At 72.0% G+C, this 19,471-nt stretch carries 17 protein-coding genes and 1 pseudogene; 7 read left to right on the plus strand and 11 right to left on the minus strand.

Annotated elements, in window-relative coordinates; translation table 11 throughout:
* Window position 1 precedes the first annotated feature (1 nt).
* From ACIBTX_RS06910 to ACIBTX_RS06920, 3 genes and pseudogenes are all read left to right on the plus strand, one after another.
* Window positions 2–487, plus strand: a pseudogene (locus ACIBTX_RS06910) (RNA polymerase sigma factor); the annotation flags it as partial.
* 665 nt (window positions 488–1,152) lie between these two features.
* The gene (locus tag ACIBTX_RS06915; protein ID WP_110564981.1) at window positions 1,153–1,494 is read left to right on the plus strand and encodes a PadR family transcriptional regulator; all 342 of its coding nucleotides are present in this window, start codon (window positions 1,153–1,155) and stop codon (window positions 1,492–1,494) included.
* Window positions 1,491–2,438, plus strand: a complete 948-nt coding sequence (locus ACIBTX_RS06920) for a permease prefix domain 1-containing protein (protein ID WP_357119599.1) — start codon at window positions 1,491–1,493, stop codon at window positions 2,436–2,438. Before ACIBTX_RS06915 ends, ACIBTX_RS06920 begins: the two co-directional genes overlap by 4 nt.
* Before the next feature lie 93 nt (window positions 2,439–2,531).
* Here ACIBTX_RS06920 and ACIBTX_RS06925 read toward each other — a convergent pair whose 3' ends face one another.
* Window positions 2,532–3,572: a peptidoglycan-binding protein gene (locus tag ACIBTX_RS06925; RefSeq protein ID WP_357119602.1), complete on the minus strand. Its 1,041-nt coding sequence runs from the start codon at window positions 3,570–3,572 to the stop codon at window positions 2,532–2,534.
* A gap of 252 nt (window positions 3,573–3,824) precedes the next feature.
* On the opposite strand from ACIBTX_RS06925, the gene ACIBTX_RS06930 reads away from it, so the two are divergent.
* Window positions 3,825–4,841 carry a helix-turn-helix domain-containing protein gene (locus tag ACIBTX_RS06930; protein ID WP_357119605.1) on the plus strand — a complete coding sequence of 339 codons (1,017 nt, stop codon included), beginning with the start codon at window positions 3,825–3,827 and terminating at the stop codon, window positions 4,839–4,841.
* Between the two features lie 121 nt (window positions 4,842–4,962).
* Here ACIBTX_RS06930 and ACIBTX_RS06935 read toward each other — a convergent pair whose 3' ends face one another.
* The 7 genes from ACIBTX_RS06935 to pgsA form a co-directional block, all read right to left on the minus strand.
* The gene (locus ACIBTX_RS06935; RefSeq protein ID WP_139587604.1) at window positions 4,963–5,715 is read right to left on the minus strand and encodes a YebC/PmpR family DNA-binding transcriptional regulator; all 753 of its coding nucleotides are present in this window, start codon (window positions 5,713–5,715) and stop codon (window positions 4,963–4,965) included.
* 259 nt (window positions 5,716–5,974) lie between these two features.
* Window positions 5,975–6,613 (minus strand): pyridoxal 5'-phosphate synthase glutaminase subunit PdxT, encoded by a 639-nt coding sequence (pdxT, locus tag ACIBTX_RS06940; protein WP_357392863.1) that lies wholly within the window; start codon window positions 6,611–6,613, stop codon window positions 5,975–5,977.
* A 116-nt stretch (window positions 6,614–6,729) separates the two neighbouring features.
* Window positions 6,730–7,647 (minus strand): pyridoxal 5'-phosphate synthase lyase subunit PdxS, encoded by a 918-nt coding sequence (gene pdxS, locus ACIBTX_RS06945; RefSeq protein ID WP_357119612.1) that lies wholly within the window; start codon window positions 7,645–7,647, stop codon window positions 6,730–6,732.
* A 143-nt stretch (window positions 7,648–7,790) separates the two neighbouring features.
* Window positions 7,791–8,294 carry a hypothetical protein gene (locus tag ACIBTX_RS06950; protein WP_357119615.1) on the minus strand — a complete coding sequence of 168 codons (504 nt, stop codon included), beginning with the start codon at window positions 8,292–8,294 and terminating at the stop codon, window positions 7,791–7,793.
* A gap of 83 nt (window positions 8,295–8,377) precedes the next feature.
* Complete coding sequence (locus ACIBTX_RS06955; protein ID WP_357119619.1) at window positions 8,378–9,538, minus strand: glycosyltransferase family 4 protein; 1,161 nt, start codon at window positions 9,536–9,538, stop codon at window positions 8,378–8,380.
* 16 nt (window positions 9,539–9,554) lie between these two features.
* Window positions 9,555–10,484 (minus strand): phosphatidylinositol mannoside acyltransferase, encoded by a 930-nt coding sequence (locus ACIBTX_RS06960; RefSeq protein ID WP_357120747.1) that lies wholly within the window; start codon window positions 10,482–10,484, stop codon window positions 9,555–9,557.
* Window positions 10,485–10,506: 22 nt separating this feature from the next.
* Window positions 10,507–11,136, minus strand: a complete 630-nt coding sequence (gene pgsA / locus ACIBTX_RS06965) for a phosphatidylinositol phosphate synthase (protein WP_355053455.1) — start codon at window positions 11,134–11,136, stop codon at window positions 10,507–10,509.
* A gap of 251 nt (window positions 11,137–11,387) precedes the next feature.
* Between pgsA and ACIBTX_RS06970 the strand changes: the two genes are divergently transcribed.
* Window positions 11,388–13,544 (plus strand): elongation factor G-like protein EF-G2, encoded by a 2,157-nt coding sequence (locus ACIBTX_RS06970; RefSeq protein ID WP_396832163.1) that lies wholly within the window; start codon window positions 11,388–11,390, stop codon window positions 13,542–13,544.
* Between the two features lie 574 nt (window positions 13,545–14,118).
* On the opposite strand, the gene ACIBTX_RS06975 is transcribed toward ACIBTX_RS06970, so the two are convergent.
* Window positions 14,119–15,177, minus strand: coding sequence for an aldo/keto reductase (locus ACIBTX_RS06975; protein WP_357173488.1), 1,059 nt, complete (start codon window positions 15,175–15,177; stop codon window positions 14,119–14,121).
* Between the two features lie 97 nt (window positions 15,178–15,274).
* Between ACIBTX_RS06975 and ACIBTX_RS06980 the strand changes: the two genes are divergently transcribed.
* Entirely contained in the window at window positions 15,275–15,757 is a 483-nt protein-coding gene (locus ACIBTX_RS06980; RefSeq protein ID WP_357119630.1) for a hypothetical protein, read from the plus strand.
* A gap of 34 nt (window positions 15,758–15,791) precedes the next feature.
* Here the strand turns inward: ACIBTX_RS06980 and ACIBTX_RS06985 are convergent, their stop codons facing one another.
* A complete protein-coding gene (locus ACIBTX_RS06985) occupies window positions 15,792–16,304 on the minus strand; it encodes an HIT domain-containing protein (RefSeq protein WP_357120750.1) in 513 nt (170 codons plus the stop codon).
* A gap of 176 nt (window positions 16,305–16,480) precedes the next feature.
* On the opposite strand from ACIBTX_RS06985, the gene ACIBTX_RS06990 reads away from it, so the two are divergent.
* Window positions 16,481–17,209 (plus strand): D-Ala-D-Ala carboxypeptidase family metallohydrolase, encoded by a 729-nt coding sequence (locus ACIBTX_RS06990; RefSeq protein WP_396832164.1) that lies wholly within the window; start codon window positions 16,481–16,483, stop codon window positions 17,207–17,209.
* Window positions 17,210–17,336: 127 nt separating this feature from the next.
* On the opposite strand, the gene thrS is transcribed toward ACIBTX_RS06990, so the two are convergent.
* Window positions 17,337–19,346 carry a threonine--tRNA ligase gene (thrS, locus tag ACIBTX_RS06995; RefSeq protein ID WP_396832165.1) on the minus strand — a complete coding sequence of 670 codons (2,010 nt, stop codon included), beginning with the start codon at window positions 19,344–19,346 and terminating at the stop codon, window positions 17,337–17,339.
* Window positions 19,347–19,471: the final 125 nt, after the last annotated feature.

The following is a 19,471-nucleotide window of genomic DNA, read 5'->3' on the forward strand; positions in this document are numbered from 1 at the left end:
ATTGGACACCCGGCCGGCATCCCCGACCCCGCTGACCTCGACGCCCTGGCCCGCTCCGCCGCGCAGGGCGACCCGGCGGCGCTGGACGCTCTGCTGGTCGCGGTGCGTCCGGAGGCGCTGCGGCTGTGCGCCCGATTCCTGCCCAACCGCCAGGACGCCGAGGAAGCCTGCCAGGACCACGCTCCTGGCGCTGGCCGGCGGCATCACCCGGTTCGAGGGTCGCTCCTCGTTCCGTACCTGGCTGCACCGGCTGGCCGCCAATCGGGTCCGCTCCACGTACCGCAGGTTGCGTCGCCGCTGTCGACTGGAGGCCGGCGGTGTTCCGGTGCCCGATCAGGCCGATCCGCGGCGGACCAGCGTGGTCGCGGGCACCCGCCTCGATCTGCTCGACGCGTTCGACTCGGTCCACCCCGACCACGCCGAGGTGGTGGCCCTGCGCGACGTGCTCGGGCTGAGCTACCCCGAGATCGCCACCCTGCTCGACCTTCCGGTGGGCACGGTGAAGTCCCGGTTGCACCTGGCCTGGCGGCAGGTCCGGCAACGGCTCGGCGCCGGACGATCCCGTCATCGTTCCGCCGGCTCACCGTCGTCCTCGCGGCCACCGTGGGGGTCGCCGCCTGCGGCGCCGACGCCGTCTCGCCGCCGCCCGTCCAGCCGCCCGGCCCGACCCGTTCGACGCCGGCACCCCCGGCGATCTCCGCGAGCCCCCGCGCCCACCGCGTCGCCGTCCCGACCGCCGCCGACCAGCGGGCGTCCGCCCGCACCACCCACACCAAGGGGTACGCCCCGAACGACTCCCCCGGTCGACCGGCGCGACACCGGCCTGCCAGGGCGCGGTCCGCTACGACCTGCCACTCGCCGAGACCGAGATCGAGCTGCTGCGATCGCTCTGCTTCGCGACCGGTGCGGTGCTGGGGATCCAGGGCATCGGGCCCGGGCTCGTCACGGTGGACGTCGGCTACTTCCAGGTCGGCCCGGCCAGCTTCGTCGAGCGGAACTTCCGCCAGGGCGCGTCCTGCTGAGTCGGACCAGGTGGCGGGGCGTCCGGTGTCGACCGGGCGCCCCGCACGTCCCAGCGGCCCGAGCGGGGCTTGGCACACACGATGATGTCTCAGTAGACAACACTGTGTGGAACACAGTATGGTGTGACACATGGTTAGCGAGGACGTTCTACGGACGCATCTGCAGGAGTTGCGTCGAGGCACCGTCGTGGTGGCCAGCCTGGTCGCGCTCCGGCGACCGGACTACGGCTACGCACTGCTGCAACGGCTCACCGACCACGGCTTCCCGGTGGACGCCAACACGCTCTACCCGCTGCTGCGCCGCCTGGAGGACCAGGGCCTGCTGACCAGCGAGTGGAACACCGAGGAGAGCCGGCCGCGCAAGTTCTACCGGACCAGCGACGAGGGCGAGTCGATGCTGAGCCGGCTCCTGGACGACCTCGCCGCCGTACAGACCTCCATCACCGGGCTGATCCAAGGAGTCGACCGATGAACACCCTGACCGATCGCTACCTCGCCGCCACCCTGCGCTCGGTGCCCGCCCCGCGCCGCGACGAGATCGCCACCGAGTTGCGCGCCTCCATCGAGGACATGATCGAGGACCGGACGGGCGGCGGCGCGAACGCGGCAGCCGCCGAGCGGGAGGTGCTCACCGAGTTGGGCAACCCCGACCGGTTGGCCGCCCGCTACGCCGACCGCCGGCTCCAACTCCTCGGCCCGACCTACTACCTGATCTGGCTGCGGCTGCTGAAGCTGCTGCTCAGCTTCATCCCGGCGCTCGCCGGCACGGTCGTCGCGATCGTCGCGGTCGTCGAGGGCAAGGGCTTCGGCGCCATCGGCCCGGGCCTCGTCGTCGCCCTGCACGTGGCGGTGCACATCTGCTTCTGGCTCACCCTGACGTTCGTCCTCATCGAGCGGTCGCAGCCCACCGTCGACCTGCCCGACTGGACCGTCGACCAGCTCCCCGACGTCCCCGCGCACCGGGACATCTCGCTCGTCGACACCATCGCGACGGTGACGATGCTGGTGGTGTTCATCGGCTACCTGCCGTGGCAGCACTACCAGTCCTGGGTGCGCGACACCGACGGCGACAACATCCCGCTCCTCGACCCGGCTCTCTGGTCGTTCTGGCTGCCGGCGCTGATCGGCGTGCTGGTCCTCGACGTGGTGTTCGAGATCGTCAAGTACCGGATCGGGCGCTGGAGCTGGCGGCTCTTCGCGACCAAGGCGCTGCTCAACCTGGCGTTCACGGTGCCGGTGGTGTGGCTGGCGCTCTCCGACCGGCTGCTCAATCCGGCCCTCGGTGAGCGGCTCGACTGGCTGGCGGTCGCCGACAATCGCGAGATCCTCGCGGTCATCATCGCGCTGAGCACCGCCGGGATCGCGGTGTGGGAACTGATCGACACCGCACTGAAGACCCGCCGCCGGACCACCTGAGCGGCACCCGGGACGGCGGCCCGGCGCGGATGTCCGCGCCGGGCCGGCGTTCTGCGCGAGCCCGCCTGCCCGTACGGCATCGGCGACGCCCGCTCAGGACGACGGGAGACACCGCCAGTGGCGGAAGTCGCCGGTACGCGACCAGACGTCGCGCGCCGCACTGATGTTCCAACCAGGATCCAGCGCGGTCCGGCGGTCAACACCGAGCCGTGACAGCTCCATGTCGCTGAACTGGAACAGGCCCCAGCGCCGCGACCCGTCGGTGGTCACCTCCACCCGTAGCGGATCCAGCCCGGACAGACACCGCGCCAGCCACACGGCCTCGGACGGGTCTTCCGGGAACCTCGCCCGGAGGTACTTGCTGATCCGGTTCTCCGTCCACCGGACAGGCGACACCGGACCGTCCTGGAGCGCGTCGAGCACCTGCCCGTCCACCGTGCCGCTGACCTCCAGGGCGGCCAGCGCCTGAAAGGCGATCACCCGGCTGGTGGTGTCGGGTCCGAACCACCCGTCGACGGGTACGCCCAACCCACCCGCCACCAGCCGCTCCTGGACATCCAGCACGCAGGGGCCGTACATGCCCTGGCGGAGGACGACGGGGCACGCGCCGCTCGATTCGGCGCCGCTCGACCTGGGGATCATTCCGTCGCCGCCGGGCAGCAGCGCGCCCACGATCAGCGCGCCCACCAGCGCCAGCGCGCCCAGTGACAGCCGGCGACGCGCCGGCCGTGGTCGGTCGGTGGACCGGCGGGGACCGGCCGCCTCGGCGGACACCGGAGCGGAAGGCAGCGGCGCCGGGTATGCCGGCTCGTCGGGCGCCGGTTGGCCGGTGGGGCGCATCGGCTCGCCGAGCTGCGCTTCGATGTCACGGCGTAGGTCGAGCCACCGTTCGATCTCGGCCGCGGACGTGCCGCACGCGGCGAGCAACGCCACGACGGTCCGTTCCCGGGGCAGCGTGTTCCGCCCCAGCATGGTGGCGAGTGTGCTCGGCGGGAGCCAGTGCCCGGCCGCCGAGGCCCGACGGGAGATCTCCCGGTACGTCAGGCCGGAACGCCTCCGCACGTTCCGAAGTGACACCAGGTACTCCCCCGCCGTGGCCGCCTGCGGCACCGGATCCCGGACAGCGTCAATCATCGGATCTCCCCCGTGTCGTTGATGTGGCCGGGCTTGGACCGATCCCCGGTCCCACCCGACGGCTCGCACGACGCAGAGCGTCGCGGTCATCGTCGAAAACGCTAGATAGTCGCGTCGTGGCGGACAATGCCCTGGTCAGGGTAATGCGGTGTCCGCGCAGCTCAGAGCCGTCTGTCCGGGTTGTGTCCGACCATCTCGGACAGACCCCGCGACGACTTGCCCGAAGGCGTGCGGGGTCAGCAGAATCAGGCGATGACCACGGGGGACCTCCGACCGCGTGCTGCGGCAGACCCGGCCGAGTTCGTCGACCTGCTGCGCCAGCTCAAGGACCGGTCACGGCTGACGTTCCGGCAACTGGAACAGCGCGCGGTCGCGGCGGGCGACGTGCTGGCCCGCAGCACCGCCGCCGACGTCCTGCGCCGGTCGACACTGCCGCGACCCGAGGTTCTGGCGGCCTTCGTGCGCGCCTGCGGCGCCGCTGACGAGGTCGACGAGTGGCTGCGGGCGCGGGACAGATTGGCCGCGGGCGCGTACGCCTCTGCCGAGCCGCCCGTGGAAGCGTCGTTCGGAGCGCGCGCGGACGACGTGCTGACCGTCGGCCCAGACGAGACGCGATCGGGCTTGTTCACCCGACCCGGGCCGCTGGCGCTGCTCGTCGTGGCCACCCTGCTGGTCGGTCTCGGCGTCTGGTTCTGGTGGCCGGACGACGACGGGCCCAGGACGTCGGACCGTACCGCTGTCGGCGCGTCGCCGACCGGCAGCGCCTCGGCCAACGGAACGGCGTCCGGCACCGGCCAGGGATCGCCGGCCAGCGGTCGGAGCCGGATTCATCCCGCCCGTGACCCGCAGCTCTGTATCAGCGAGGGTCGCGATCGCAGCGCCCGATACGAGAACGAGGTGGCGGTCCAGCGCCCCTGCGTGGGCGCCACACCGCCGGAGACCTACCTGGTGCCGGTGACCGACGGCATGTACTTCGTCAGGTGGGAGCACCCGGTCAAGGGGATCGGCTGCCTCACGGTGCGCCGCGAGGATCCCGGGCAGAACCTCATCGAGCCTCAGCACGAGTGCCGCACCGACTCCTGGGACCAACTGTTCCGCTTCGAACCGACCGGGTCGGCACCGAACGCGTACCGCCTGCGACCGGCGGGCGGTGACCTGTGCGTGGGCATCCGCGACGACGACACGGAGGTACCGGCCGAGGCCGCCGCCGAGCCGTGCACAGGCCAACCCGACCAGGTGTTCCTGATCGATCTGGTGGCGGAGGGCTGACGCCAGCGTGGGCGGGACGCTTGGTGCTTGATCGACTCCGGTTCACGGAAAGCGGGGTGTCCGCACGCGGCGGACACCCCGCTTTTCATGAAGTCGAGTCGATCAAGGGCCGGGCCGGACCTCAGGCGTCGACGGCCGCCATCACGTCGTCGGAGACGTCGAAGTTGGCGTAGACGTTCTGCACGTCGTCGCAGTCCTCCAGGACGTCGATCAGCTTGAAGATCTTGCGGGCGCCCTCTTCGTCCAGCGGGACGTTCATGCTGGGGATCAGGGAGGACTCGGCCGACTCGTACTCGATGCCGGCGTCCTGCAACGCCGTCCGCACCGGGATCAGGTCGGTCGGCTCGGAGACCACCTCGAACGCCTCACCGAGGTCGTTGACCTCCTCCGCGCCGGCGTCGAGGACGGCCATCATGACGTCGTCCTCGCTGGTGCCCTCCTTGGGCACGATCACCACGCCCTTGCGGGAGAACATGTACGACACCGAGCCGGCGTCGGCGAGCGAGCCGCCGTTGCGGGTCAGCGCGGTGCGCACCTCGGTGGCCGCCCGGTTGCGGTTGTCGGTGAGGCACTCGATCAGCATCGCCACGCCGTTCGGGCCGTACCCCTCGTACATGATGGTCTGCCAGTCGGCGCCGCCGGCTTCCAGGCCGGAGCCGCGCTTGACGGCGCGGTCGATGTTGTCGTTGGGAACCGAGCTCTTCTTCGCCTTCTGGATGGCGTCGAACAGCGTCGGGTTACCGGACGGGTCGCCGCCGCCGGTCCGGGCGGCCACCTCGACGTTCTTGATCAGCTTGGCGAACATCTTGCCGCGCTTGGCGTCGATGACGGCCTTCTTGTGCTTGGTGGTCGCCCACTTTGAGTGGCCGGACATCTTCTACCTCCGTCTGTCATTGCACGCCTGCGTCGACTGCCGCACCGATTCCGCGCCGCATCCGGCGGTCCGGCGGCCGGTCGGCCCCGCGGGAAGTGCCGCGCCGGGCGACGGCCCTGCCGAACCGCGGCAATCTTACCGAGGTCACGCCCCGCCATGTCACACCCGGGACCCGCCCGGGGCAGCGGCGCGGCGTCGGGGGGCCATCAGACCAACGGCCCGGGGGCCCGATCCATGCCCGCGCGGCGGTGTCGGCCGCTCAGGCGGTCCGTGCCAGCTCGACGAAGTACGCGTGCAGGCGCAGGTCGCCCGTCAGCTCGGGGTGGAAGGAGGTGGCCAGCAGGTTGCCCTGCCGGACCGCCACAATCCGCTCGGCGGCCGGGCCGCCGCTCACCGTGCCGATCACCTCGACGGCCGGGCCGCCGCTCACCGTGCCGATCACCTCGACGGCCGGGCCGACCCGCTCGACCCATGGCGCGCGGATGAACACCGCGTGGAAGGGGTCGCCCGGCACGCCGGTGATCTCCACCGGCGCCTCGAACGAGTCGACCTGCCGCCCGAACGCGTTGCGCCGTACCGTCATGTCGATGCCGGCGAAACCGCGCTGGTCGGCGCGGCCGTCCAGCACCTCGGTGGCCAACATGATCATGCCGGCGCAGGAGCCGTAGACGGGCATGCCGTCAGCGATCCGCTTGTCGATCGGCTCGCGCATCTCGAAGATGTCGACGAGCTTGCTGATGGTGGTGGACTCGCCGCCGGGGATCACCAGACCGTCCACCGCGTCCAGCTCGCCCGGCCGGCGGACCGGACGGGCGTCCGCACCCGCCGCGGTCAGTGCCGCCACATGCTCGCGGACGTCACCCTGCAGGGCGAGGACACCGATCGCTGGTGTCGCCACGTTTGCACCGTTCCTCTCGATCCCGCGTTAGGAAGGTGCCCTTCCTATACGTCAGGCGTTAACAAGGTGCCCTTCCTTGCACACCAGCCGCGTTTTGCACACCAGCCGCGTTTTGCTCACCAGCCGCGCTCGGCCAGGCGGTGCGGCTGGGGAATCTCGTCAACGTTGATGCCGACCATCGCCTCACCCAGACCACGTGAGACCTTCGCCAGCACGTCCGGGTCATCGTGGAAGGTGGTGGCCTTGACGATCGCGGCGGCCCGCTGCGCCGGGTTACCGGCCTTGAAGATGCCGGAGCCGACGAAGACGCCCTCCGCGCCGAGCTGCATCATCATCGCGGCGTCGGCCGGCGTGGCGATCCCACCGGCGGTGAACAGCACGACCGGCAGCTTGCCGCTCTCGGCGACCTCCTTGACCAGCTCGTACGGGGCCTGCAACTCCTTGGCCGCCACGTACAGCTCGTCGGCCGGCAGCGACGACAGCCGGCGGATCTCCTGGCGGATCTTCCGCATGTGGGTGGTGGCGTTCGAGACGTCACCGGTGCCGGCCTCGCCCTTGGAGCGGATCATGGCCGCGCCCTCGGTGATCCGGCGCAGCGCCTCGCCCAGGTTGGTCGCGCCGCAGACGAAGGGCACCGTGAACGCCCACTTGTCGATGTGGTTCGCGTAGTCGGCCGGGGTCAGCACCTCGGACTCGTCGACGTAGTCCACGCCCAGCGACTGGAGGATCTGCGCCTCGACGAAGTGCCCGATGCGGGCCTTGGCCATCACCGGGATCGACACGGCGGAGATGATGCCGTCGATCATGTCGGGGTCGCTCATCCGGGACACCCCGCCCTGCGCGCGGATGTCGGCGGGCACCCGCTCCAACGCCATCACCGCGACCGCGCCGGCGTCCTCGGCGATCTTGGCCTGCTCGGCGTTGACGACATCCATGATCACGCCGCCCTTGAGCATCTCGGCCATGCCCCGCTTCACGCGGGCCGTGCCGACGACGGGGGCGGTACCGGTGGTCGAGGCGGTGGTGTCGGACACGGATCGGCGCTCCTAGAACGTGCGGCGGGCGGTGGCAGCGAAAATGCTACGCACGGCGCAACGCCGCTTCGACAGCCAATCAGGCCCCCGGTGGCCTGCTCTGTGGCCCCGCTCACGGTCCGCCGGCACCGCTGCCGACCTGGTCAGCCCGCCGGCACGTCCGCCGGCACGACGAGCGTCGGATCGTCGATGTCGAAGTAGCGCGGCCACTGACGACCCCGCCCCATCCGCAACAGCCGCACCAGCGGACGGCTACGCGCCGACCGGGCGTCGCGGACCAGGTCGGTGTGTACCTGCCGGGACAACGCGAGCCGGCGGCTCGCCGCGATGACCGCCGTGCAGTCCGCGTCGGCCGGGTCCAACCGCACCGTGCGTAGCTGCCGGGTCAGGTCGTTCTCCGCCGCCTCCCGCTCGTCCGGCACGGCGTCGAGCGCGATCCGGGCCGCCGCGTACAGCTCGACGCCGAACCGCCGCTCGGCCAGCACCGCGGCGGCCGCCGCCCGACGCAACAGGTGGGCGTCGAGGGCCCGCGCCGCAAGCTCCGCGCGGGCCTGCAGCCGCTCGACCCGGCCGGCGGTCCAGATGAGGTACGCCGCAAGCACCCCCACGAGCACACTCGCGGCCACCACCCACCACATGTGCGGCATCGTAGTGCTGCTCCGTTTCTCCTCCATCGCGCGCGTCGCCGCTCGTCACCGGCGTCACCAGGCGCACCATCGGTCACTCCGGCTCAGCCCAGCCCCACCCATTCCTGGTCGATGACCCGCCCGTCGGTCGCCTCGATCGCCGCTGCGTATACCTCCAGAACACGGCGGGCAACCATGGGCCAGTCGAAATTCGCCACCACCTGATCACCGCAGGCCGTCAGCGCGGCCCGTGCTCCCGGATCGTCGAGCAACTCGGACAGCGCGTCCCGCAGCCCGACCGCGTCGCCGGTCGGGAACAACCGCCCCGCCCGCCCACCGTCGAGCACCCGCCGGAAAGCGTCCAGGTCGCTCGCCACGACCGTGGTGCCGGCGGCCAACGCCTCGGTAAGGATCATGCCGAACGACTCGCCGCCGGTGTTCGGCGCCACGTACAGGTGCACGCTGCGCAGCATCCGCGCCTTGTCCGGCTCGGAGACCAGACCGAGGAACGTCACCCGATCCCGCAGCTCGGCCGGGAACTGGTCGTACAGGTCGTCCGGGTCACCCGGGCCGGCGACCAGCAGCCGCAGGCCCGGACGGGTCGCCGCCAGCGCCACGAAGGCGTCCCGCAGCACCGGGAAGCCCTTGCGCGCCTCCGTGAACCGCCCCAGGAAGCCCAGCGTGCCGCCGGTGCCCGGCCCACACTCCCCCGGCCACTCCGGCAGCGGCTCGGCGTCGGCGAACTTCGCCACCGCCACCCCGTTGGGGATCTCCACCGCGCCGCCGTCCATGTGCTCGACCTGCACCTTGCGGGCCAGCGCGCTCACCGCGATCCGGGCGGTGATCCGCTCCAACACGATCTGCAGCACGCCCTGGGCGGCCGCCAGCACCCGCGAGCGGGTCATCGCCGTGTGGAAGGTGGCCACCACCGGCCCGCGCGCCGACAGCACCGCCAGCAGCGACAGGCTCAACGTCAGCGGCTCGTGTACGTGCAGCACGTCGAAGTCACCGTTGGTGAGCCAACGCCGGACGCGGGCCGTGGAGACCGGGCCGAACGCGATCCGGGCCACCGACCCGTTGTACGGCAGCGGCACCGCCCGACCGGCGGACACCACGTACCCCGGCAGGTCGGCGTCCTCGTCGGCCGGCGCGAGCACGCTGACCTCGTGCCCGAGGGTGATCAGCGTCTCGGCGAGGTCCACGACGTGGTTCTGCACGCCGCCGGGGACGTCGAAGGAGTACGGGCAGACGATACCGATCCGCATGCGTCAGCCACCCCCTTCAGGACCGACCCGAGGTCGACGCCGGCAGGTCCGTGCCCCCCGCGCCGCGCTGGTCCAGCCACATCCGCTGCAACATGTGCCAGTCTTGCGGATGCCGGGCGATGCCCGTCGCCAGACGGTCGGCGATCATCTGGGTCAGCGACCGGACCCGCGCGTCCAGTGGCCCCGCCTCCGGGCCGGGCACCGGCAGCGGGCCGGCGAGCGACGCGCACGCCCGGTCCTGCTCGTACCACATCGAGGCCACGTAGAGCGGCGCACCGGTGTGTATCGCGAGCAGCGCGGGGCCGGCGGGCATGCGCGTCTTCGCGCCGAAGAAGTCCACCTCGACGCCACGGGCCGACAGGTCCCGGTCGGCCAGCAGCGGCACGACCGCGCCTGAGCGCAGCCGGTCCAGCAGCACGTCGAACGCCGGACGCGGGCCGCCGTGGGTGGGCAGGATCTCCATGCCCAGCTTCCCGCGGAACGCCAGGAACCGCTTGTACACGCCCTCCGGCTTGAGCCGTTCCATGACCGTGCTGATCGGCCAGCCGGTGGCCGCCACCCAGGCGCCCGCCGCGTCCCAGTTGCCGGCGTGCGGCAGCGCCACCACCGCGCCCCGGCCGGCGGCGACGTCGGCGGCCAGCAGCTCCGCGCCGTCGAGCCGGAAGCCGGACAGGATCTGCGCCCGGCTCAACGACGGCAGGCGGAACGCCTCCATCCAGTACCGGGCGTACGAGCGCATGCCACGCCGCACGAGATCGTCCAGCTCGGCCTCGGGCACCTCCGGGCCGACCACCCGGCGCAGGTTGGCGCGCAGTCGGGCCGTACCCCCGCCGCCGCGGCGGTACGCGCGGTCCGCGCCCGCCGCGAACGCCGCCGCCGCCAGCGACCGGGGCAGCGCGCGGACCAGCCGCCAGCCGGCGAGGTAGCCCAGCTCGGTGAGGTTCACGCGGCCCGGCCGCCGGTCGCGCTCACGCCTGGCCATCCGGCTGGAGCTGCTGGGCCTGGCGGTAGACGTGCGCCATCCGCTGCCCCACCGTGAAGATCGAAATGGCGGCCAACAGCCAGAGCGCGATCTCCAACGCGGGCTTCACGCCCACGCCGGTGAGGATCCCACCGACACCGACGATCAGCAGTCGCTCGGTGCGCTCGGCGATGCCCACGTTGCAGGTCATGCCCAGCCCTTCGGCACGGGCCTTCACGTACGAGACGAGCCCGCCGGCGGCCAGGCAGAGCAGCGCGGCGGCGACGCCCGAGTGGTCGCCCCGGGTGGCCAGCCAGTACGCCACCGCGCCGAAGACGGCGCTGTCGGCGACCCGGTCCATGCTTGAGTCGAGGAACGCGCCGAACCGGGTGGAGCCGCCGCTCATCCGGGCCATCGTCCCGTCGAGCAGGTCGGTCAACGCGAACAGAGTCACGATCAACGCGCCCGCGACCAGATGGCCGCGGGCACCGAAGCCGAGCGCGCCGACGAGCACACCAACGGTGCCCGCGACGGTGACGACATTAGGGGTGACGCCCGCGCGCAGCAGGGCGCGGGCAATCGGCTCGACGACGCGGGTCATCCCCGCGCGGGCCGACACTTGGAAGATCTTCGCCATGGCGGTCCCCACGATAACGGTCCGCGCAGCTCCGGCCATAACGCCGGTCCGGACGACCCGCCCGGGGCAGGCTTGTGCGTGTCCGGCAACGGGTGTGAGATCGAGCCGGGAGGTGAGCCAGCTCACCCGTCCACCCGTTGAGTTCTCACCGGGCAGCAGACCACCGGAGGATATCGCCGCGCACTCGCCCCGGGCCGCTTCCACCTCGCGCGGCGGTCGCCACCCACCACCGGCTGAGGGAGGTGCGCCCCATGGCGCAGAAACATCAGGACAAGGGGGCCGCCGGCGGCACGCCGGTGGTGACCGAACCCGCGCGGGTTCGCAACGTGGCGCTCGTCGGGCACTCCGGCGCGGGCAAGACCACGCTCGTCGAGGCCCTGCTCGCCGCGACCGGCACGATCGGCCGGGCCGGCAGCGTCGTCGACGGCACGACCGTGGGCGACCACGACCCCGCGGCGGTACGCCAGCAGCGCTCGGTGAGCCTGTCGTGCGCGCCCCTGCTGCACGACGGCATCAAGGTCAACCTGCTGGACACGCCCGGGTACGCCGACTTCGTGGGCGAGCTGCGGGCCGGTCTGCGGGCCGCCGACGCCGCGCTGTTCGTGGTCTCCGCCGCTGGCGGCATGGACGCGGCCACCGTCGCCCTGTGGGAGGAGTGCGCGGCGGTCGACATGCCGCGCGCCGTCGCGGTGACCCGCCTGGACGCGCCCCGCGCCGACTTCGATGAGACGGTCGCGCTCTGCCAGCGGGTCTTCGGCGACAACGTGATGCCGCTCTACCTGCCGATGCTCGGCGACGACGGGGTCTCCACCGAGGGTCTGCTCGGGCTGATCACTTGCCGGGTCTTCGACTACACCGCCGGGCTGCCCGCGGACGTCCGCGACCCGGACCCGGAGCACCAGCGGGCCATCGACGAGTCCCGCGACGAGCTGATCGAGGGGATCATCGCCGAGAGCGAGGACGAGACCCTCATGGACCGCTACCTCGACGGCGAGGAGATCAGCACCGAGGTGCTCGTCGACGACCTGGAGAAGGCGGTCGCGCGGGGTCACTTCTATCCGGCGGTGCCGGTCTGCGCCGAGACCGGCGTCGGCCTGGACGCGCTGCTGGAGGTGCTGACCGCGGCGTTCCCGTCACCGTTGGAGCACGAGCTGCCGGCGGTCACCGGGGTGGACGGCTCGCCCCGCCCGCCGCTGACCTGCGATCCGGACGGCCCACTCGTGGCCGAGGTCGTCAAGACCACCGTCGACCGGCACGTCGGCCGCGTCTCGCTGGTCCGGGTCTTCTCCGGCACGCTGCGTCCCGACGACACGGTGCACGTCTGCGGGCACGGCATGGCCGAGCGCGGGCACCCCGACCACGACGCCGACGAGCGGGTCGGGCACCTCTACACCCCGCTGGGCGCCACCCTGCGCGAGGTGCCGCACTGCGTCGCCGGCGACATCTGCGCGATCACCAAGTCGCCCAGCGCGGAGACCGGCGACACCGTGTCGGCCAAGGACGACCCGCTGCTGATCGCGCCGTGGGAGATGCCGGAGCCGCTGCTGCCGGTGGCGATCGTCGCCCGCAGCCGCGCCGACGAGGACGCCCTCGCCCGCAACCTCGCCCGGCTGGTCGCCGGCGACCCCACCCTGCGGCTGGACCGCAACCCGGAAACCCACCAACTGGTGCTCTGGTGCATGGGCGAGGCGCACGCGGACGTCCTGCTGGACCGGCTGCGCTCCGGGGGCGTCGAGCTGGACACCGAACCGGTGCGGGTGTCGCTGCGCGAGACGCTGACCGCCCCCGCGCGGGGGCACGGCCGGCACGTCAAGCAGTCCGGCGGCCACGGCCAGTACGCGGTCTGCGACATCGAGGTCGAGCCACTACCCCGGGGCGCCGGCTTCGAGTTCGTCGACCGGGTCGTCGGCGGCGCCGTCCCGCACAACTACATCCCGTCGGTGGAGAAGGGCGTCCGCGCCCAGCTGGAACGCGGACTGGTCGCCGGCCACCCGGTGGTCGACCTGCGGGTCACCCTGGTCGACGGCAAGGCGCACAGCGTCGACTCCTCTGACGCGGCCTTCCAGACCGCCGGAGCGCTGGCGCTGCGCGACGCGGCCGAGCGCGGCCAGCCGGCCCTCCTGGAGCCCATCGACGAGGTGACCATCCGGGTGCCGGACGGCTCGGTGGGCGCCGTGCTGGGCGACCTGTCCGGCCGGCGCGGCCGGGGGCTCGGCACCGAGCCGGACCCGGACGCCGACGGCCGCACCCTGGTCCGCGCCGAGGTGCCGGCCCTGGAACTGCTGCGCTACGCCGTCGAGCTGCGTTCGATGACCGGTGGCACCGGCACCTTCCGCCGCCACTTCGTCCGCCACGACCCGATGCCCACCCACCTGGCCGACCAGACCCGCAAGGAGCAAACCCCGTAACACTCCGCTCCCGCCGACCCGCGTTTCGGCTGGCCCGATCGCCCGCGCTCCGTCCCTGACGGCTGCGCGCCCGCGCTCCGTCCCTGACGGCTGCGCGGCCGCGGGCCGTCCCTGACTGCTGCGCGGCCGCGGGCCGTCCCTGACTGCTGCGCGGCCGCGGGCCCGGGCGGAGGGGCGCCCTAGGTGTTCGCGTCCTGTCGAGCTGCCCCATATTCGGGGCATCGCAGCCGAGGAGGGCGGCCAAAGACGCGCGCATCCGCGCGCACATGGCGGGTGGGCCGCGGTGGGCCGAGGAGCTGTTCGGTTGTCCCATATTCGGGGCAGCTCGACAGGACGACACCAGCACAGGGCCAGGCCAACACAGAGCCGGGCCAACACAAGACCAAGCCAACACAGAGCCAGGCCGGCACAGAGCCAGGCCGGCACCAGACCCGACCAGCACCAGACCCGACCAGTACAGGACCAGACCAGGCCGGCGCGGGCCGTCACGACGCCGCAGGCGGCGGCACATGGCGGCACGTGGCGGCACGCCGCGAAGGCTGGGCAGGTGTGCGCTCTGGGCTCGGTGCGTGGGTCAGGGGTGGGTCTGGGGGTGGGTGGGGCGGGGCCAGTGGGGGCGGTCGGCGTCGCGGAGGGCGGCGGTGCGCAGGGCGGCGAGTTGGCGTTCCACCTCGACGAACTGCTCCGCCGGTAGCGGGCCGCGGTGCAGTGCCGCCGCGTTCTCTTCGACCTGGGCGACGGTACGGCAACCCGGGATCGGGATGGCCCGCCCGCTGCGGGCCCAGATCCAGCCCAACGCGCCCTGGGCGAGGGTACGACCGTCGGCGGTCAGCGCGGCACGGACCGCTCCGACCCGGCGCAGCCACTCCGGCGCCGGCCGGCCGCCGCGGAACCACTCCAGCCAGCCCGGCGTCAACCCGCGTACGTCGTCGCGGGGCAGCGTGGACGCGGCGGTGTACTTGCCGGTGAGCAGTCCCATCCCGAGGGGCCCCTGGTCGATGCTGGCCAGGTCGTACTTGTCGCAGACGGCGAGCACCTCGGGGGCGTCACGCAGCACCGACAGGGCGTGCTGCACGGCGGCGGCGCCCGGGGCGGCCGGCCCGAGCGCGGCGGCCCGGTCGGCGCGGTCGGTGCTCCACCCGTACGCCCGGATCAGGCCCTCGGCGACGAGGTCCTCGCAGGCGGCGAACAACGCCTCCGCCCGGTGCACGGGCAGGTCGGCCAGGTGGAGCTGGTAGAGGTCGATCCGGTCGGTGCCCAACCGGCGCAGCGAGGCGATAACGGCCCGCCGCAGGTACGCCGGTGACGCGTCCTCGCCGGTGGCCTGCCGGGTCGCCTCGTCGAACGTGTAACCCCACTTGGTGGCGATCACGGCGTCGTCCCGGTGGCCGGCGAGCGCCCGGCCCAGCACCCGCTCGCCGTGCCCCGCGCCGTACGTGTCGGCGGTGTCGAAGAGGGTCACGCCCAGCTCAAGCGCGCGGCGTACGGCCCGCACCGATTCGTCGTCGTCGACCGCGCCCCAGCCCAGCGGCTGGCTGCCCTCCGCCCAGGGGCCGGCGATCGCCCAGCACCCCATGCCGAGGGCGCTGACCTCGATGCCGCTGCGCCCCAACATCCGTGTCGTGACTGCCATCGGCCGATCGTGCCACCTTCCACGGGCCGGGGTGTAGCAACCACGGACGCGGAAACGCGGTACGCCTGCGCCGACGGCGTACGGCATGATCGTCGCCATGCGACGACTGGGCGTGGACATCGGCGGGGTGCTCATCGAGCCGGCCGACGACGACGCCGACACCTCCTTCTTCGGCGCGCACTACCTGCGTACGCCCATGGTCGACGGCGCGTTCGACGCGCTCGCGGCGCTCGGGCCGGCGTTCGACGAGGTGCACCTGGTCTCCAAGTGCGGCGAGTCCACCGAGCGGCGGACCCTCCAGTGGTTGGCGCACCACGACTTCACGGCCCGCACCGGGATCCCGGTCGAGCGGATGCACTTCTGCCGGACCCGTCCGGCCAAGGCGCCGATTGCCCGGCGGCTCGGCCTGACCCACTTCGTGGACGACAAGCTCGAGGTGCTCGGCTACCTCGATTCGGTGCCGTACCGGTTCCTGTTCCGGCCCCGCCCGGCGCAGGTAGCCGAGTACGCCGCGCTGCTGCCGCTCGTACACCGGGTGGAGAGCTGGCCGGAGCTGCTGCCGCTGCTGCGCGCCGACTAGCCGGACCGGCGCGGACGCCGCGTGGGCGGCGCGGTCAGGACGGCCAGGCGCGGGCGAACAGGTCGCGGGTGTCGTGCAGCAACTGCGGCAGCACCTTGGTGCGGCCGATCACCGGCATGAAGTTCGCGTCGCCGCCCCAACGCGGCACCACGTGCTGGTGCAGGTGGGCGGCGATGCCGGCGCCGGCGACGCCGCCCTGGTTCATGCCGAGGTTGAAGCCGTGCGCGTTGCTCACCTTGCGGATCACCCGCATCGCGGTCTGCGTGTGGGACGCCAGCTCGACGGTCTCCGCCTCGTCGAGGTCGGTGTAGTCGGCGACGTGCCGGTACGGGCAGACCAGCAGGTGTCCCGGGTTGTACGGGTAGAGGTTGAGCACGACGAAGACGTGCTCGCCCCGGGCCACCACGAGGCTCTCCTCGGCGGGCAGCCCGGGGGCGAGACAGAACGGGCAGCCGGTCGGCTTCTCGTAGCCCTCGGCGGGGCGGTCCTCACCCGAGATGTAGGTCATCCGGTGCGGCGTCCAGAGCCGTTCCAGGCCGTCCGCCATGCCGCCGCTTTCCGTGTGTCGCTCCGCCCCTGTCACGAGCCGATCCTACGGAGCCGGGCCGGCGGGCCGCGACACCCGTGACCGGAAACTCGCTGCTGCAACTTCTTGACGGAGTCGAGACTCAGCCGTGAAACTTCCATTCATCCATTTCATTAGATCAATGGAAGGTGAGCTTCATGATCCGTCAGATCGGCAGAATCCTCGCGGCGCTCGCGCTGGCCGCCGTCACCACGGTTACCGGGGTCACCCTCACCTCCAGCGCCGCGCACGCCGACGGCTGCTACACCTGGGGTCGCACGCTGTCCCAGGGGATGTCCGGCGAGGACGTCCGGCAACTGCAGATCCGCGTCGCCGGCTACCCCGGTTACGCCGCCGTGCTCACCATCGACGGCGCGTTCGGCCCGGCCACGCGATCGGCGGTGATCCGCTTCCAGCAGGCGTACGGGCTGGGCGCGGACGGGATCGCCGGCCCGCAGACCTTCAACCGGCTCTACGCGCTCCAGGACGACGACTGCACACCCGCCAACTTCAGCTATGCCGAGCTGAACAACTGCAACAGCACCTGGTCCGGCGGCGCGGTCTCGGCGAGCACCGCCCGCGCCAACGCGCTCGTCTCGATGTGGAAGCTCCAGGCGCTGCGGCACGCCCTCGGCGACGTACCCATCGCGATCAGCAGCAGCTTCCGCAGCTACGCCTGCAACAGCGCGGTCGGCGGGGCGTCGAACAGCCGGCACCTGTACGGCGACGCGGTCGACCTGGTCGGCTCACCCTCGTTCTGCCGGCTCGCCCAGCAGGCCCGCTACCACGGCTTCGGCCAGATCCTCGGCCCCGGCTACCCGGACCACAACGACCACACCCACGTGGCGGCGGTCGGCGGCTGGTCAGCGCCGAACTGCGGCATCTGACGACGGGAAGCCCGCCTCCCGGCTGAAGATCGCGCTCGACCATGGATGTAGTGGCCTCCCTGGCGCGGGAGGCCACTACATCCTGGATCGAGCACGATCATGACGCGCGGCGCGCGACAAGCGGGCGCTACTCCGCGGCGGCGGACGGGCCGATGTTGGTGCGGGAGCCGACCACGTCCAGGATGTGGGTCACCGCCTCGGCGATCGGCACGCCGTTGCGCTGCGAGCCGTCGCGGTAACGGAAGGAGACCGTACCGGCGGCCACGTCGTCGTCACCGGCGATCACCATGAACGGGATCTTCTGCTGCTGCGCCGTACGGATCTTCTTCTGCATCCGGTCGTCACCCGCGTCCACCTGGGCCCGGATGCCCTCGGCGCGCAGCGCCGCGACGAAGCCGTGCAGGTAGTCGGTGTGGTCCTCGCGGATCGGGATGCCCACCACCTGCACCGGCGCCAGCCAGGCCGGGAACGCGCCCGCGTAGTGCTCGACGAGCACCCCGAAGAACCGCTCGATCGACCCGAACAGCGCCCGGTGGATCATCACGGGCCGCTGCCGGGTGCCGTCGGCGGCCTGGTACTCCAACCCGAACCGCTCCGGCTGGTTGAAGTCGACCTGGAGGGTGGACAGCTGCCAGGTCCGGCCGATCGCGTCGCGGGCCTGCACGGAGATCTTCGGCCCGTAGAACGCCGCGCCACCCGGGTCGGGCACCAGGTCGAGGCCGGAGGTCTCGGCGGCGGTCCGCAGCGCCTCGGTGGCCTCGGCCCAATCCTCCTCGGCCCCGATGAACTTGGGCGAGTCGTCCCGGGTCGACAGCTCCAGGTAGAAGTCGTCCAGGCCGTAGTCGCGCAGCAGGTCCAGCACGAAGCTGAGCAGCGTGGTCAGCTCGCCGGCCATCTGCTCGCGGGTGCAGTAGATGTGCGAGTCGTCCTGGGTCAGACCCCGGACCCGGGTGAGGCCGTGCACGACGCCGGACTTCTCGTACCGGTAGACCGTGCCGAACTCGAACATCCGCAGCGGCAGCTCCCGGTACGACCGCCCGCGCGCCCTGAAGATCAGGTTGTGCATCGGGCAGTTCATCGCCTTGAGGTAGTAGTCCGCGCCCTCCAACTGCATGGGCGGGAACATGGTGTCCGCGTAGTACGGCAGGTGACCGGAGGTCTGGAAGAGCTGCGCCTTGGTGATGTGCGGGGTGTTGACGAACTCGTACCCCGCCTCCTCGTGCCGCCGCCGCGAGTACTGCTCCATCTCGCGGCGGATGATGCCGCCCTTGGGGTGGAAGACCGCGAGGCCCGAGCCGATCTCGTCGGGGAAGCTGAACAGGTCCAGGTCCGCGCCGAGCTTGCGGTGGTCGCGCCGGGCGGCCTCCTCCAACAGCTTCAGGTACGCCTTCAGCTCGTCCCGGGTCGGCCACGCGGTGCCGTACACCCGCTGCAGTTGGGGGTTCTTCTCCGACCCGCGCCAGTACGCGGCGGCCGAGCGCATCAGCTTGAACGCGCCGATCAGTCGGGTGGTCGGCAGGTGCGGGCCCCGGCACAGGTCCGACCAGCAGACCTTGTCCTCCTTGGCGTCGAGGTTGTCGTAGATCGTCAGCTCGCCGCCGCCGACCTCCATCACCTCGTCGGTGTCCAGGCCCTCGCCCTTGACCTCGATCAACTCCAGCTTGAACGGCTCGTCGGCCAGCTCGGCGCGCGCCTCGTCGAGGCTGCCGAAGCGGCGGCGACGGAACCGCTGCCCGGACTTGATGATCTCCTGCATGCGCTTCTCGAGCTTGCTGAGGTCATCGGGCTGGAACGGCTTGTCGACGTCGAAGTCGTAGTAGAAGCCGTTCTCGATGGGCGGCCCGATGCCCAGCTTGGCCTCGGGGAAGACGTCCTGCACGGCCTGCGCGAGCACGTGCGCGGTGGAGTGCCGCAGCACGTTCAGCCCGTCCGGCGAGTCCAGGCTGACCGGCTCGACGACGGTCTCCTCGGCCGGTGACCAGTCCAGGTCGCGGAGCTGGCCCTGCGGGTCGCGGACCACGACGATCGCCTTGGGGCCGTTCGCGGGCAGTCCGGCCGCGGCCACCGCGTCGGCCGCCGTCGTCCCGGCGGCGACGACGACGGGGTCGGCCACGGCGGGGGTACGGGGTGCGGACACGGTGATTCCTCCAAGCAGTACGAAACGGTGCCGGCAGTCGGCTCCTGCCGATGCTATCGGGTAAGGAAGGGCACTTTAGTAACGCCTCCGGTAGAGCAAGGTGCCCTTCCTAACGGTCGGCGTTG

This window comes from Micromonospora sp. NPDC049359 (genome assembly GCF_044466585.1).
GTDB lineage: Bacteria > Actinomycetota > Actinomycetes > Mycobacteriales > Micromonosporaceae > Micromonospora.